Raw genomic sequence first — 16,239 nt, forward strand, 5'->3', positions numbered from 1 at the left:
TTTTTATAGGATTTTATTAATAAAAAAACCTTTAGGAAAATTAATCCCTAAAGGTTAATTTATAAAATCTTACCTAAATTTATTCCTGAGTTTCAGGGTATAAAATAGCTAATATATAACCATCTGTAAGATATTTATTAGCAACTGCCTGAATTTTTTCAGCAGTAATGCTACCGATATCTTTAGTTTTTCCTAAGATTTTCGAAGAATCTGATTTGTTATAATCTGAATTTTTAAGAGCACTAATCCAATACTTATTTTTCTTTAAATTCTCTTTATAATCTAACAATTGAGCTTGTTTAACTTTTTCAACATCCTCTTCTGTTGGTCCATTTTCAATAATTTCTTGAACTTGTGCCAACGCAGCCTCTTTTAACTTCTCAACATTATCTGGTCCACATGGAAATGAAATTGTAAAACTATAAGAACCATAAGGCATTTTATTAAGTCCACCTCTAGCACCTACACCATAAACCCCTGCTTCCTCTTCTCTCAGTTTTTCAATTAATTTAATCGTCAATAGCTCACCAAGACTTTGCAACATATGATCATCCTCAGCATTGTATTTCGTTTCTCCTTTATATTGAATTAACACACTACTTTTAGGTTCTGTACCTTTTTTAACAATTTTCTCATGCGATCCTGATAATGATCTGAATCCTAAATCTTTTATATCTTCTTTTACATTTGTACTTGGAAGACTAGCGATATATTGTTTTGAGAATTCCCTTAGTTTGGCTTCATCAAAGTTTCCAACAAAATAAAATTTGAAGTCACCTGCATTTGCAAAACGCTCTTTATACTTTTCATACGCTAAGTTATAATCAGCAGCATCAAATTCTTCAGGCGTTGGAAATCCCATATACCTTTCATTTTTTTCATTCATAAATTTCCCTAACTCAATTTGAAAATAGATGCTAGGATTAGACATTATGCTACCTAAAAATGCTTTTTGCTTACTCGCAAAAGAAGTAAATGCTTTTTCATCTTTATTTAATGAAGTGAAATTCAAATAAATTAACTGAAACAATGTTTCTAAATCTTTAGGTGTTGCATTACCAGACATACCTTCGCTGTCACTGCCAATATATGGTCTTACTCCCGCAATTTTACCCGTTAACATTTTACCTAAATCTGTTTTATTAAAACCATTAACTCCGGCTTCATTTAATCCGCCATTAGCTCGTGCTGTTTTTTTATAGGTATCTAAGTCATATTCATTTGTTCCTCCATAACTAAAGGCTTCAAATAAGACTTCATCATCTTTAAATTCTGTTTTTTTATAAACAACGGTTGCTCCATTAACCAAGGTTAACGTTGTTGTTCCTAAATTCTCATCTTTAACCTCTTTTATAATAGCTCCTAATTTCGGAATTTCAGTCATCAGTGCTTCACCTAAATCAGAATCTTGATACGGTTGAATATCAGATTTTCCCACTGCTACTAACAAATCCGTCACTTGTTTTTCAGTAACTTTAGGAATACCTTCTTTTTCAGAACCGGTTATCACTACTACCCTATTATCATCATGCAAATAATTTGCAATTAAACCGTTTACTTCATCTAATTGGATTGATGGTAATGCCTTTTTGTAAAAATCATACTCCCATTCAATACCCGGTATTGGCTCTTGTTCTAAGAAATTACGTACATATTCACCAACATATCGATCGGATTCATTTTTATCTTTATTTTGAAATGCTTTATCCATTCTTGCAAGAATAGCTGTTTTAGCACGTTCAAATTCGCCTTTTTGAAAACCATGTCTTTTTACACGCTCATTTTCTTCCAACAATGTTTTTAAAGCAGTTAACTGACCTGTAGGGCTTGTCATGGCAAAAGATTGATATGCATTTTTACTTCTAGCATAAGTACCTCCATAATAGGTGGAACCAAAAACAAAAGGAGGATTTTCTCCGTTCGTTAACTCCTGAAGTCTATTATTCAACATTTGAGAAAACAAACCTTTTACAATTGAATTCCTATAATCTTCTAAATTAGTTTCAACTTCTTTAGGCTTACGATCTTTATACAACAACTGTACTCTATTAAAAGTTGCTTCTTTATCCGTTTCAATAGCCACAAACGTTTCTTCGTGATTTGGCACATCAAAAACTTTACGCTCACGCGGATTCTTTTGAGCCTTCGCCTTACTAAAATGTTCTTTTATTTTAGCTTCTAACTTATCCAAATCAACATCACCCACCGCAATTACAGCCATTAAATCAGGCCTATACCAATCATCTCTAAACCTTTTAATAACTTCCGGCTTAAAAGTTTCCAGAATATCCTTTTTCCCTATGGGTAATCGCTCGGCATATTGAGAATTATACATCATCTTAGGCAAATAATTCGCTAACATACGCTTATCTGCCCCTAAACCTATTCTATATTCCTCAAGTACAACCCCTCTTTCCTTATCAATTTCATCATCAGTTAACAAGGCATTAAATGCCCAATCTTCAATAATTTGAAATCCTTTTTCTAATTTCTCTTCATTATCACTAGGGATCGGCAACATATATACCGTTTCATCAAAACTAGTATAAGCATTTAAGTGTGCTCCAAATTTTACACCAATACTTTGTAAATAATCTACCAATTCATTTTTTTTGAAATTTTTAGTCCCATTAAAATTCATGTGTTCCATAAAATGTGCCAACCCTTGTTGATCATCATCTTCTAAAATTGACCCAGCATTTATAGCGAGTCTCAAAACTACTTTATCTTCTGGTTTACCATTATTACGTAGGTAATAGGTTAATCCATTTTCCAATTTACCTGTTCTGATATTAGGGTCAGTAGGTATTTTAGAACTAAGGTCTATTGTTTCTTGTGCAAACATGTTGCCACAGGCTATGATCATAGCCAATGCAAAAATTAGTTTTCTCATTGTAGTTTTGGTTTTAATGTTCCTATTATAATTACTATCGTTTAGCTTTTATTCTTTTTAGAGCGTATCATTGCTTCCAACATATCCCACATTTCTTGTGGAATTTCCTCTAGCATATTAAACTGTCCTGCTCCCTGTAACCATTCACCACCATCTATTGTAATTACCTCTCCGTTAACATAAGATGAAAAGTCAGACATTAAATAGGCTGCTAAATTTGCCAATTCTTGATGCTCGCCTACTCTACGCAATGGCACTTTCTTTTTCATGTCAAATTTATCTTTTAAACCTCCAGGTAGCAGTCTATCCCAAGCTCCTTTCGTTGGAAAAGGTCCTGGAGCAATAGCATTAAATCTGATGTTATATTTTGCCCATTCTACGGCTAACGATCGCGTCATTGCCAACACCCCTGCTTTTGCTGTTGCAGAAGGTACAACATAAGCAGAACCTGTCCAAGCATACGTTGTTACTATATTTAATACTGTGGCTTTATCTTGTTTTTCGGCTATCCAATGCTTCCCAAAAGCCAAGGTGCAATTTTTTGTACCCCGCAAAACGATATCGATAATAGTATCAAAAGCATTTGAGGAAAGTCTTTCGGTTGGACTAATAAAATTACCAGCCGCATTATTTAAAAGACCATCAACTTTTCCATATTCATCCAAAGAAGCCTTTAACATGGCCTCTACTTCTTCATAATTTCTTACATCACATTGAACCGGTAAAACCTTTCCTCCCGTTTTTTCTTCCAATTCAACTTTTACAGCTTTCAGCTTATCAATATTTCTAGAGGTAATTACCACGTTGGCTCCTAATTCTAAAAAATAAGTTGTCATCGCTTTTCCTAGTCCACTACCTCCCCCTGTAATTACAATTGTATTCCCTTTTAAGCTTCCCTCTTTAAGCATGGGTTTTTGATATGTATTCATCTTTTTTTTATTTTTTAGTAAAAATATTGAAAATTGCCAAAAATGGCTAGAATTAATCTCTTTATTTTTTTATTAAAAAAACTGTTGCAGAAAACAAAAGGATTTGTATATTTGCGTCCGATTTTAGCAAGGGCTTACAAAAAGCTAACATAACTGATAAGAAGATTTTTAAAGATATAGAAAATGAGTAAAAGAACGTTCCAACCGTCAAAGAGAAAAAGAAAAAATAAGCACGGCTTTAGAGAAAGAATGGCTAGTGTTAACGGAAGAAAAGTTTTAGCACGTAGAAGAGCTAAAGGTAGAAAGAAACTTTCAGTTTCATCAGAAGCTAGTCCGAAAAAATAATGATATTTAATTATAATCATATACAAGGTGTTACTTTTTAAGTAACACCTTTTTTTATATCTTCTTAATAAGTTTTTAAAATTATTCGAGGAATAAAAATAGAATTTTCAAATATTTGTATTCTTAAAAATAAAATAAAATTATAAAATGCCAAAGAATCCAGCCATCAAGTCCGTTTTAATTATAGGTTCAGGTCCCATTATCATTGGTCAAGCCTGTGAGTTTGACTATTCAGGTAGTCAATCTATTCGGTCACTAAAAGAAGAAGGTATAGAAGTTACCTTGATAAATTCAAATCCTGCCACCATAATGACAGATCCTTCTTTGGCGGATAATGTTTATCTAAAACCACTGACTACAAAATCTATTGTAGAAATATTACAAAACCATCCAAACATCGATGCTGTTTTACCAACCATGGGTGGACAAACAGCCTTAAATTTATGTATTGAAGCTCAAGATAAAGGGATCTGGGATGATTTTAATGTAGCCTTAATTGGTGTTGATATTGACGCTATTAATATTACAGAAGACAGAGAGCAGTTTAGAAAATTAATGATTAAGATTGGTATTGGCCAAGCTCCGTCTACCACTGCAACTTCATTTTTAAAAGGAAAGGAAATAGCTCAAGAGTATGGTTTTCCACTTGTAATTCGCCCTTCTTTTACCTTAGGCGGTTTTGGAGCATCAATAGTTTATGATAAAAAAGATTTCGATGAATTATTGAGTCGCGGATTGGAAGCTTCACCTATTCATGAGGTAATCATTGACAAGGCTCTTTTGGGTTGGAAAGAATATGAATTAGAGTTATTAAGAGACAGAAACGATAATGTTGTTATTATCTGTACTATAGAAAATATGGATCCAATGGGAATTCACACTGGTGATTCCATTACAGTTGCTCCTGCCATGACATTATCTGATAAAACGTATCAAAGAATGCGTGATATGGCTATCCATATGATGCGTTCCATTGGTGATTTTGCCGGTGGTTGTAATGTACAATTTGCGGTGAGTCCTGACGAGAAAGAGGATATTATTGCTATTGAAATTAATCCACGTGTATCACGTTCTTCTGCATTGGCATCAAAAGCTACGGGATATCCTATTGCAAAAATTGCTACTAAATTGGCAATTGGTTATCACTTAGATGAATTAGAAAATCAAATTACAAAAACTACATCAGCCTTATTTGAGCCTACTTTAGATTATGTAATTGTAAAAATTCCACGATGGAACTTCGATAAATTTGAAGGTTCTGATAGAACTTTAGGACTCCAAATGAAGTCTGTTGGTGAAGTAATGGGTATTGGAAGGTCTTTCCAAGAAGCTTTACATAAAGCTACACAATCTCTTGAAATTAAGCGTAATGGAATTGGTGCAGATGGTAAGGGAGAAAAAGATTACGATAAAATTGTTGACAAATTAAAAAATCCAAGTTGGGATCGGGTTTTTATTATTTATGATGCTATTCAAATGGGTATGCCATTGAGTAGAATTCACGAAATTACTAAAATAGATATGTGGTTCTTACGTCAATATGAAGAACTACACTTTTTAGAAAAGGAAATATCAACGTATAGCCTAGAATCTTTACCGAAAGACTTATTGTTAGAAGCCAAACAAAAAGGCTATGGTGACCGCCAAATAGCTCACATGATCGATTGTTATGAGAGTGAAGTTTATAATAGACGTAAGGAACTTAACATTAATCGTGTTTATAAATTAGTTGATACCTGTGCTGCCGAATTTAAAGCACAAACCCCTTACTACTACTCTACTTTTGAAAATAATAGTATTGTCAATGGCGTAGCTTCTGCTGAAAATGAATCTGTTGTCACAGATAAAAAGAAAGTGATTGTATTAGGTTCTGGACCTAACCGAATTGGACAAGGTATAGAATTTGATTATTGTTGCGTACATGGTGTTATAGCTGCAAAAGAAGCAGGTTATGAAACCATAATGATTAACTGTAATCCAGAAACGGTTTCAACGGATTTTGATACGGCTGATAAATTGTATTTTGAACCTGTGTTTTGGGAGCATATTTATGATATTATTCAACTTGAAAAACCAGAAGGTGTTATCGTTCAATTGGGTGGACAAACCGCGTTAAAACTTGCTGAAAAATTAGAAAAATACGGAGTAAAAATTATTGGAACCTCTTTTGAAGCCCTAGATTTAGCGGAAGATAGAGGTCGTTTTTCACGATTGTTAGAAGAATTAGAAATTCCTTTCCCTCAATTTGGTACTGCCACAACGGCTGATGAAGCATTGGCTGTAGCCGACGAATTGGATTTCCCAATTTTGGTAAGACCTTCTTATGTATTGGGTGGTCAAGGGATGAAAATTGTTATCAACAAGGAAGAATTAGAAAACCATGTGGTAGATTTATTACATAAAATTCCAAATAATGTATTACTATTAGACCATTATTTAGATGGTGCTATTGAAGCGGAATCTGATTCTATTTGTGATGGTGACGACGTGTATACCATTGGTATTATGGAACATATTGAGCCTTGTGGTGTACACTCAGGTGATTCAAATGCTACATTACCAGCATTTAATATTGGTGAATTTGTAATGCAACAAATAAAAGACCATACTGTAAAAATTGCAAAAGCATTAAAAACGGTAGGGCTTATAAACATTCAATTTGCCATAAAAGACGACATTGTTTATATCATTGAAGCCAATCCAAGAGCTTCTAGAACGGTTCCTTTTATCGCTAAAGCATATGGTGAACCATATGTGAATTATGCAACTAAAGTAATGTTAGGTGATAAAAAAGTGAAGGATTTCACCTTTAATCCGCAGTTGAAAGGTTTTGCCATTAAACAACCAGTGTTCTCGTTTAACAAATTCCCTAATGTGGATAAAAAACTAGGTCCTGAGATGAAATCGACAGGTGAGAGTATCTTATTTATTGATAGCCTTAAAGATGATCAGTTTTATGAGTTGTATTCTAGAAGGAAGATGTATTTGAGTAAGTAATATAATAAACATTGACGGACTTCTAGGAAAATCAAACATTTAACATTGACATCATAACCATGTTCAAAAATCCATTTAAAAAAAATTCAGAAAAGTCGTTAGAAATTAAGCAAGACTGGGCTTCTTACTTTACAAGAGTTGATGATAAGCCTGCAAGTATTCGTTTAAATTTAGGACTTAATGACCTCGCTCCTATTGAAAAATATGAGCACAGAGTTTGGTTTTCTGTTCAACTTTTAGATCCTGATAACAATGGTTTTACTACAAGAGAAGAATTTCCTACAATTTGTAAAATAGAAGATGATATTTCAGAAGCTTTAGAAAAAAAAGGTGCCATTGCCGCAGGTGCATTAAAAACCAATGGTACTTTTGATGTATACTTTTACACTTCAGCAACTATAGACATTGCTGAAATGGCTGCTACAGTTATGCAAAATCATCCCAATTACAGATACGCCACAGATACCAAAGTCGATACCAATTGGAGTGATTATTTTGATTTTCTATACCCTGCAGAATTCGAATATCAAACTATTCTAAATCAAAGAGTACTTACAAATCTTGATAAAGAAGGAGATAATCCTGCTATTGAAAGACCTGTAGATCATTGGTTATACTTCCAAACAGAAGCAGACAGAAATGCATTTATAACCACTATTGAAAAGCTAGGTTATAAAATTTTATCACAAGAAAAAATTGATAGAAACATTAATTCATTTCAATTAAATATTTCTAAAGTAAGCGATGTTAATTGGAATACGATTAATGATAATGTTTGGGAACTTATAACACTCACCAAAGAAAACAATGGTGTTTATGACGGCTGGGGCTGTCCAATTGCAAAATAAATCTATTTTTGAAAGTTTATAATTTCTCCTATTAAAGTCTTTTTGTATTCGCAATTTTTCGAATTAGATTGCGTTTTAGTATAAAAACTAATAGGTTATGACAAAACAAATACTATCCTTACTTTCCTTCTTTTTTATTTTTGTAAACACCGTATCGGCAACAGATTATTTTGTCTCGAACTCAGGTAACAATTCCAACACTGGATTGTCCGAAAGTCAACCGTTTTTAACTATACAACATGCTGCAGATTTGGTCGTAGCAGGCGATGTTGTTTATGTTTTAAATGGCACTTATACAGGTTTCGATGTAAGAGAAAAAAATGGGCAGGCCAATAAATACATTACCTTCAAAGCAAATGGCGACAATGTAATTATCAACAAAAAAGGACCTAAACGAGATGATGGCATTAATGTAGAAAATTGCAATTACATTATTATTGACGGATTCATTGTTAATAATATGACTGGAAATGGAAATGGTATCCGTGTGGTAGTTTCCGACTATTGCATTGTACGGAACAATCGTTGTGATAATAATGCAGAACGTGCTATTTTTACAGGGTTTACTGATGATATACTTATTGAAAACAATATATGTTCAAACTCAATAGATGAGCATGGAATATATGTTTCTAACAGCTCCGATCGACCGATTATCAGATATAATGAATGTTTTGGCAATAACAGTATTGGAATTCATATGAATGGAGATCTTTCAGTGGGTGGTGATGGAATTATAAGTGATCCTCAAATTTATGGTAATATTATACATGATAACAATAAAGCCGCTGGTATCAACATGGATGGCGTTGAAAACCCTATCGTATTCAATAACCTTATTTACAATAATCATAACGCTCAAGGCATTGCTCTTTTTAAGGGAGATGGTGCTATTGTAACCAATGGTGCTAAAATTTATAATAATACTATAATAGTTCCTTCAGACGGCAGATGGGGTATTCTTGTTCAAGCAGGTGCAAATATCAATACAGAAATTTATAACAATATTATTATTAACGAACATGCATGGAGAGGTTGTATTGCTGTTTCATCGACTTTACAGTTTAAAAGTGATTATAATATTCTTAATGATAAAATGAGTAGCAATGGTGATGGCTCATCTATTAGCTTGAGCGGATGGCAAGCTTTAGGTTTTGATACCAATTCATTAATAGCAAATAATTCATCATCAATTTTTGATGCTAAAACCACAAACAATTATGAATTAGCTGCAGGGTCACAAGCCATAGATAATGGTACTACTATGGTGAATTCAGTCGTTACTTATGATATCAATAAAAACGACAGACCAGCAGGTTCAACCTATGATATTGGAGCTTATGAATTTAATGCAACAGCATCAATTGTTGAAAATAATCTTAGTGAGGTTATTGTTTTTCCAAATCCGACTTCGGATTATCTTTCTTTAAAATATGGAAATAACTTAAATGATATTAAATATATTAATATTTACGATGGCGTAGGCAAACGTATAACGTCTTATAATTCGCCCGAAATGATGGATGTAAGAAGTTTGTCACCTGGATTGTATTTTTTAGAATTACAAACCAATACAAATCAAATTCTCAATAAAAAAGTAATCATCTACTAGACTTTTTCTATCTTCGCGACATGCAACAAGAAAAAGCCTTAGCGATATTAAAATCTGGTAAAAATGTGTTTTTAACAGGTTCCGCAGGTACAGGTAAAACGTATGTCCTTAATGAATATATTAAGTATTTACGAGCTCGAAAAGTGCCAGTTGCCGTAACGGCTTCAACAGGAATTGCTGCAACACATATGAATGGTATGACCATTCATTCGTGGTCAGGCATCGGTGTTAAAGAACATCTTACTCAAGGAAATTTGGCAAGTATGAAAGCCAAGAAATACCTTAAAAAGAACTTAGGAAAAGCAGAAATACTCATCATTGATGAAATTTCAATGTTGCATAAGAACCAATTAAATTTAGTAGATCGAGTATTACGGTATTTTAAAGATAATCAAGATCCATTTGGAGGCATTCAAGTGGTGCTCAGTGGTGACTTTTTTCAACTCCCTCCTATTGGTAAATACAATGAAAAAAGTAGAGATAAATTTTCATTTATGTCTGAGGCTTGGGTAAATGCTAATTTTAATGTTTGCTATTTAACGGAACAATACCGTCAAAGTGATTCTAGCCTTAATGATATTTTAAATGAAATTCGCACAGGTAACGTATCACAACAGAACTTACAAATTTTAAAAGAGGCCACCGAGCACACACTAGAAAAGAAAGAAGTACCTACTAAATTATTTACCCACAATACAGATGTAGATAAGATAAATACCGAACATTTAGTTGAGTTAGAAGGTAGAACAAAAACTTTTAAAGCAACAGCTAAAGGAAATATTAAATTAATTGATACCTTAAAGAATTCGGTATTGGCTAGTGAAAATTTACAATTGAAAATTGGTGCTAAAGTGATGTTCGTAAAAAACAATGCTGAAAAAGGATTTGTAAACGGCACCTTAGGTAAAGTAACTGGATTTAATGCAGAAGGACATCCAAAAGTAAAACTATCTGATAAAAGAATTATTACGGTTGAGAAAGAAGATTGGTCAATTCAGGATGATCATAATAAAGTACTGGCTAGCTTCAGTCAATTTCCATTGCGTTTGGCTTGGGCAATCACGGTTCATAAATGTCAAGGAATGACTTTAGATGAAGCTGAAATTGATCTATCTAAAACCTTTGAACGTGGGCAAGGCTATGTGGCTTTATCACGATTAAAAAGAATTGAAAATCTTCAATTAAAAGGTTTCAATGAAATGGCCTTAATGGTTGACCAACTGGCACATAAGGCAGATCTTCGTTTTCAAGAACTTTCAAATGATGCCGATCAAAAATATACTATTGATGAATTAACTAAAATGGCTCCTGCCTTTATTAGAAGTTGTGGCGGAACTACAAATGTTAAGGATATTGACAAGAATAAGAAAAAAATAAAAGAGAAAAAGTCAACAAAACAATCTACTTACGACCTGACTTTATCTTACCTGCAGCAAAAGAAATCTATTGAAGAAATTGCTGAAGAAAGAGGAATGACAGCCGGTACAATTTCTGGTCATGTTATTAGACTTCGAAGTGATTATCCGAAAGAAGATTTAAGTTTTTACAAACCTAAAAAGGCTCTTTTTAATAAAGTAAAAAAAGTGTACGAGCTGCAATCTAATGGCAATGAAATTAGTTCAAAAGTAATTTTTGACGCTTTAAATGGCGAAGTAAGTTATCAGGAAATAAAATTGTGCATCGCATTTTTATAAAGTCATGAGTATTTTAAACTTCTTATTTGGTAAAAAAAAGATTATTATTCATCCTATTATTGGTGAAATAATAAGCGATAGAATTAAAGGAAACAACCAAACTAAAAGCTATACTTGGCTTGGAAGCATAACTTTAAATAATCAACCAGAAAAAACAACCATAATTATGGAAGGCCATGCATCTGGTCCTTTATCAGCTCATTTAAGTTTTATTAGTCAACTAATTGAAAATTGGGAGAATAAATTTCTTCCAATTATAGAGCAGATTATCATAGAAAAAGGAATTGATAAAACTGAAAAGTACTCAAATTGGAAAAATGAATTTTATGTTGGGGCTGTTGTCCCTACAAATTCTAAGAAATCTGAGTTTGAATTAACATTTGAGCCTTTTAATTCTGAAAATAGTAATTTCATTTGCATTGAATTTAAAAATAGTACTATTATTAATGTTCAGACTTTTGAATAATTACATTGCAACCGAACACAATAGCTTACACATTACTCTTTAACAAGATTTTAAACCTTTTTATTCTCTTTTTGTTTAGTTTTGTAGCAAATCAATGAATTTGAAAAAAGTTTTATTTTTACTAGTATTTATCACATCCTTTGCAATGCAAGCTCAGCAAAAACGGATTGAGATATTACATGCTGACACTTCTATTGAAGATGATGAAAGGTACCCAAATGGTACGGTTTTACTGGGTGATGTTTTTATACAGCACGAAGGCTTTACGCTACGAAGTAAAACAGCAGTACACTATAAACTAGAAAATATAATAAGAGCATATGGTAATGTAGTATTAAACCAAGGAGACACCATTACACAAACAAGTGATTATGTGCAGTATAATGGTAAGACTAAAAAAGCAAAATCATGGGGTAAAGTTGTACTGAACAATACCGAAATGACTTTGACTACAGACACGTTAGACTTTGACCGTACAAAGCAGCTATTGTTTTACAAAAGTGGTGCAATCATCAAAGATAGCGTCAACGTTTTGGAAAGTAAAATAGGGAATTACTATCTTAAAACTTCAAAGTTTGAGGCACTTTCTAATGTTGTTCTCACCAATCCTGATTATGTACTTGAATCTGACCATTTAGATTATTATACAAGTAATGGACAAGCTTTTCTATATGGACCTTCAACCATTACTGGAGAAGACAACCATATTTATACTGAAAGTGGATTTTATGACACTCAAAAAAACACCTCTCATTTTACAAAAAACTCAGTATTAACCTACCAAAACAGGTCTATTACTGCTGATAGTTTATATTATGATAGGAATCTAGCATTTGCCTCAGCCACCAACAACATAAAGATGTTAGATACCTTAAACAATGCTGTAATTCGAGGTGATTATGGTGAGTTTTACCAAAAATTAGATTCCGCTTTTGTGATAAACAAAGCCGTTGCTATAACAGAAATTGAGAAAGATTCAATGTATGTCCATGGAGATACCTTACTGGTAACTGGCAAACCAGAAAATAGAATAATAAGGGCGTATAATCGCGTAAAATTCTTCAAAAGTAATTTAAGTGGTAAGTGTGATTCAATTCATTCAAATCAAAAAACGGGACTCACACAAATGTTTAGAAACCCTGTATTGTGGTCACAAGAAAGTCAAATTACTGGAGACACCATTCACTTACTTTCTAATTCCGTAACAGAGCAATTAGATAGTTTAAAAATTTTACGTAATGCCTTTGTGATTCAAAAAGATTCTGCAGGGTATAATCAGATAAAAGGTAGGAATATATTAGGAAAGTTTATTGACAATGATTTAGAAGATGTTAATGTCGTGGGTAATGCGGAAAGCATATTTTATGTTAGAGATGATGAAGACAATCTTAATGGTATAGATAAAAGTACGTGCAGCTATATCAATTTTCAATTAAAAGATAAGAAAATCAGAAACATTACGTATTACGTTAACCCTGAAGGAACTATTTACCCGCCCTCTAAAATACCAAAAAGTGATCGTATTTTTCGTGGTTTTGTTTGGCGTGATACTGAAAGACCACAAAAAATGGAAGATATTTTTATAAAGGATGATGATGATGCTATTGAAGTCAATAAAGAACAACAACCTACGGTAAGTTCGCTAGAATCTATCAAAAAAGGTATTGAGTAATAAGAGTAATCGTATGCAATCAGACTTTACAAAATATCAAGCACAAACGTCTCCACATCCTTTAGCTTTGGAAATATCACACGCCGAAGGATCTTTTGTTTATGATACAAAGGGAAAAGAGTATCTCGATTTTATTGCGGGTGTTTCAGCCAATAGTTTAGGACACAACCATCCTAAAGTAAAAAAAGCTATCATTGATCAGGTTAATGCCTATACACATGTTATGGTTTATGGAGAGTTTGTTCAAAAACCAGCAGTTGAGCTCTGTAAACAATTAGCAGATTTACTTCCTCAATCAGAAGAATGGTCAATCTATTTAACCAATTCTGGTACTGAGGCAACAGAAGGAGCTATAAAATTAGCAAAAAAATTTACAGGTAGAACAGAAATAATAGCCGCCAAAAATGCGTACCATGGTAATACACAAGGTGCTATGAGTGTTTGCGGAAATGAGAATCAAAATAGAGCTTTTAGACCACTAGTTCCTGGTATTAAATTCATCACTTTTAATAATGAAGAGGAACTGAAAAAAATCACTTCTAAAACAGCCGCCGTACTTTTAGAAACCATTCAAGGTGGAGCCGGTTTCATTGTTCCAAAAAATGATTATTTATTAAAAGTCAAAAAACGTTGTGAAGAAGTTGGTGCACTATTAATACTTGATGAAATACAAACAGGTATTGGCAGAACGGGTTCGTTTTTTGGTTTCGAAAATTACAACACCACTCCTGATATTATTATAACAGGCAAAGGTTTAGGTGGAGGCATGCCTATTGGAGCCTTTATTGCTCCTAATAATATGATGTCAATTCTAAAAGAAAATCCCAAATTAGGCCATATTACTACTTTTGGAGGGCATCCAGTTATTGCCGCTTCAGCCTTAGCGACAGTAAAGGAAATAAGTTCATCCAACTTAATGGCCGAGACCTTAGTAAAAGAAAAGTTATTTAGAAAAAGATTACAACATACAGCGGTAAAAGAAATTAGAGGTAAGGGATTGCTTTTAGCTTTAATTGTTGACACTCCAGAAATTGCCTCACAAATAATTTTAAAATCGTTAGAGAAAGGTTTATTACTATTTTGGTTACTTTTTGAAGGGCGTGCTGTTAGAATAACACCTCCTTTAAATATTTCAAATGAGGAAATAGAAAAAGGATGTGAAATATTACTTAATGTAATTAATGAAGTTACAAATGACTAATGCTCGGTAGAAGGAAATCCATTGTCCTTCTCTTCTGAAATTTCATTTTGCTTTACTTCTTCATTACGTTCTTCTAAGGCTTCTTGTTCATTTAATACATCTTCTGCTTCATTTCTTTGTTGTACTTCATCATCAATGTCATCCAAAATAGTTCCAATTTTCTTCTTATCTTTTATCATTGCCCATGTCATTAATAGGCTTGTTGCAATAATTACAAAGAGCAAAATACCCGATTCAAAATTTTCTATCTGACCTTCTTTGGGTATGCTATAAAATAATAATATAGTTATCAATCCACGTGGTGCTATAAACAACTGCGGAAAAATATCTTTACCTATAAATATTCTTAAAACAACGTAACGAATTGCATAAATAGACGCAATAATTAAAAGGCTAATACCAACTACACTTATACTTACTAAAGAAGATAAAACGATAGTAAGCCCAAAAATTACAAAGAAAAATGTGCGGATTACAAATGCCGTTTCTAAGGTAATAATATGTAATTCATGATAAATTTGGTCAATCTTATCCTTTTCTAAAAAGATGGCTGTTTTACCAGGAAAAAATAACTTAACGTTTGCAATAACCAATCCAAAAATCAATATAATTATTAATGAAGACAAATGGAACTTCTTACCAATGGCATAGAGTAAAAGCAATACCGCTATTAATAAAAATAGCTTTGCTTGACTCTTAATTTTTTGAAAAATCAAGATGATACCATAACTGGCCACGAGAGCAATAATAATGGTTAAAACCGTTGTTAATGCAAACTCTCCTGCCCCAACAGCATGTTCCGGATCAAGACCTCCTATCATAAAATAAAACATCATAATTCCCATTATATCTGAGAAGGTACTTTCATATATATGAAATTCTTTCTTCTTATCTCCTAACCCACTTACACTTGGTATAATAATAGCACTAGATAATATGGACAATGGAATTGCGTATAACCAAGCAGAGGTCATTGACATTCCATCAACAGCATAATGCAGTATAAGTGCAGCTACCCATGCTGATGCCACTAAACCAATCAAAGCTATTGCCATTGATTTTAAAATAGGTATTAGTTTCTCTCGTTTCAATTCTAATTCTAAAGCAGCTTCAAGAACAATCATAATTAACCCAATGGTACCTAAAATTTCTAAGGAAGGTCTAAAATCTATTTCTTCTCCAACAAAATAATCCATTGCAAATTTTAATATAACACCCAATACTATGAGCATTAAAACGGAAGGAATATTTGTTTTTTTTGAGAGTCCAGTAAACCAAAAAGATAAAATTATAATTACAGAAGCTCCAATGATTAAATTATAAGAAGATAATATTTCCATGTAGGATTAGTTTCGTTTGATTTAATTCGTTAAAAATACCATTTAAAAATGTATAGTAATATTTTTCATTAATAATAACGGATATAAGTTACAATTTGTTTGAATCCTAATAAAAAAAAATAAATGATTAATTCTTCTAACGCATTAATAGCGTTTCTTAAATGCTAATTTTTATGAATATTTTTAAAAAAAACAGCTTAGATACTGATGATTTCAACTATTTACAAAAATTTTTAAACCAA

Annotated in this window: 11 protein-coding genes; 8 read left to right on the plus strand and 3 right to left on the minus strand. The window is 32.6% G+C overall.

What is annotated here, in order from left to right; all coding sequences use genetic code 11:
• Positions 1 to 79: 79 nt before the first annotated feature.
• Positions 80 to 2,893 (minus strand): M16 family metallopeptidase, encoded by a 2,814-nt coding sequence (locus JBL43_RS00980; protein WP_198839627.1) that lies wholly within the window; start codon positions 2,891 to 2,893, stop codon positions 80 to 82.
• A 41-nt stretch (positions 2,894 to 2,934) separates the two neighbouring features.
• Entirely contained in the window at positions 2,935 to 3,822 is an 888-nt protein-coding gene (locus JBL43_RS00985; protein WP_198839628.1) for an SDR family oxidoreductase, read from the minus strand.
• Positions 3,823 to 4,005: 183 nt separating this feature from the next.
• Between JBL43_RS00985 and rpmH the strand changes: the two genes are divergently transcribed.
• From rpmH to JBL43_RS01025, 8 genes are all read left to right on the plus strand, one after another.
• Entirely contained in the window at positions 4,006 to 4,167 is a 162-nt protein-coding gene (rpmH, locus tag JBL43_RS00990) for a 50S ribosomal protein L34 (RefSeq protein WP_117882914.1), read from the plus strand.
• Positions 4,168 to 4,314: 147 nt separating this feature from the next.
• On the plus strand, positions 4,315 to 7,164 hold the full coding sequence (gene carB / locus JBL43_RS00995) for a carbamoyl-phosphate synthase large subunit (RefSeq protein WP_198839629.1): 2,850 nt from the start codon (positions 4,315 to 4,317) through the stop codon (positions 7,162 to 7,164).
• A 59-nt stretch (positions 7,165 to 7,223) separates the two neighbouring features.
• Positions 7,224 to 8,012, plus strand: a complete 789-nt coding sequence (locus JBL43_RS01000; RefSeq protein WP_198839630.1) for a DUF695 domain-containing protein — start codon at positions 7,224 to 7,226, stop codon at positions 8,010 to 8,012.
• 97 nt (positions 8,013 to 8,109) lie between these two features.
• Positions 8,110 to 9,624 (plus strand): T9SS type A sorting domain-containing protein, encoded by a 1,515-nt coding sequence (locus JBL43_RS01005; RefSeq protein WP_198839631.1) that lies wholly within the window; start codon positions 8,110 to 8,112, stop codon positions 9,622 to 9,624.
• Between the two features lie 20 nt (positions 9,625 to 9,644).
• On the plus strand, positions 9,645 to 11,318 hold the full coding sequence (locus tag JBL43_RS01010) for an AAA family ATPase (protein ID WP_198839632.1): 1,674 nt from the start codon (positions 9,645 to 9,647) through the stop codon (positions 11,316 to 11,318).
• Between the two features lie 4 nt (positions 11,319 to 11,322).
• Entirely contained in the window at positions 11,323 to 11,784 is a 462-nt protein-coding gene (locus JBL43_RS01015; protein WP_198839633.1) for a hypothetical protein, read from the plus strand.
• Positions 11,785 to 11,878: 94 nt separating this feature from the next.
• A complete protein-coding gene (locus JBL43_RS01020; protein WP_233098648.1) occupies positions 11,879 to 13,456 on the plus strand; it encodes an OstA-like protein in 1,578 nt (525 codons plus the stop codon).
• Positions 13,457 to 13,469: 13 nt separating this feature from the next.
• Positions 13,470 to 14,657 (plus strand): aspartate aminotransferase family protein, encoded by a 1,188-nt coding sequence (locus tag JBL43_RS01025; protein WP_198839634.1) that lies wholly within the window; start codon positions 13,470 to 13,472, stop codon positions 14,655 to 14,657.
• Here JBL43_RS01025 and JBL43_RS01030 read toward each other — a convergent pair.
• The gene (locus tag JBL43_RS01030) at positions 14,654 to 15,997 is read right to left on the minus strand and encodes a cation:proton antiporter domain-containing protein (RefSeq protein ID WP_198839635.1); all 1,344 of its coding nucleotides are present in this window, start codon (positions 15,995 to 15,997) and stop codon (positions 14,654 to 14,656) included. The genes JBL43_RS01025 and JBL43_RS01030 overlap by 4 nt on opposite strands.
• Positions 15,998 to 16,239: the final 242 nt, after the last annotated feature.

It is taken from the genome of Aureibaculum flavum (genome assembly GCF_016406085.1).
Taxonomy (GTDB): Bacteria; Bacteroidota; Bacteroidia; order Flavobacteriales; family Flavobacteriaceae; genus Aureibaculum; species Aureibaculum flavum.

Excerpts from the sequence above, each read along its gene's own strand:
- JBL43_RS00980 (WP_198839627.1), bottom strand. The coding sequence starts at position 2,893 with ATGAGAAAACTAATTTTTGCATTGGCTATGATCATAGCCTGTGGCAAC.
- JBL43_RS00985 (WP_198839628.1), bottom strand. The coding sequence starts at position 3,822 with ATGAATACATATCAAAAACCCATGCTTAAAGAGGGAAGCTTAAAAGGG.
- rpmH (WP_117882914.1), top strand. The coding sequence starts at position 4,006 with ATGAGTAAAAGAACGTTCCAACCGTCAAAGAGAAAAAGAAAAAATAAG.
- carB (WP_198839629.1), top strand. The coding sequence starts at position 4,315 with ATGCCAAAGAATCCAGCCATCAAGTCCGTTTTAATTATAGGTTCAGGT.
- JBL43_RS01000 (WP_198839630.1), top strand. The coding sequence starts at position 7,224 with ATGTTCAAAAATCCATTTAAAAAAAATTCAGAAAAGTCGTTAGAAATT.
- JBL43_RS01005 (WP_198839631.1), top strand. The coding sequence starts at position 8,110 with ATGACAAAACAAATACTATCCTTACTTTCCTTCTTTTTTATTTTTGTA.
- JBL43_RS01010 (WP_198839632.1), top strand. The coding sequence starts at position 9,645 with ATGCAACAAGAAAAAGCCTTAGCGATATTAAAATCTGGTAAAAATGTG.
- JBL43_RS01015 (WP_198839633.1), top strand. The coding sequence starts at position 11,323 with ATGAGTATTTTAAACTTCTTATTTGGTAAAAAAAAGATTATTATTCAT.
- JBL43_RS01020 (WP_233098648.1), top strand. The coding sequence starts at position 11,879 with ATGAATTTGAAAAAAGTTTTATTTTTACTAGTATTTATCACATCCTTT.
- JBL43_RS01025 (WP_198839634.1), top strand. The coding sequence starts at position 13,470 with ATGCAATCAGACTTTACAAAATATCAAGCACAAACGTCTCCACATCCT.
- JBL43_RS01030 (WP_198839635.1), bottom strand. The coding sequence starts at position 15,997 with ATGGAAATATTATCTTCTTATAATTTAATCATTGGAGCTTCTGTAATT.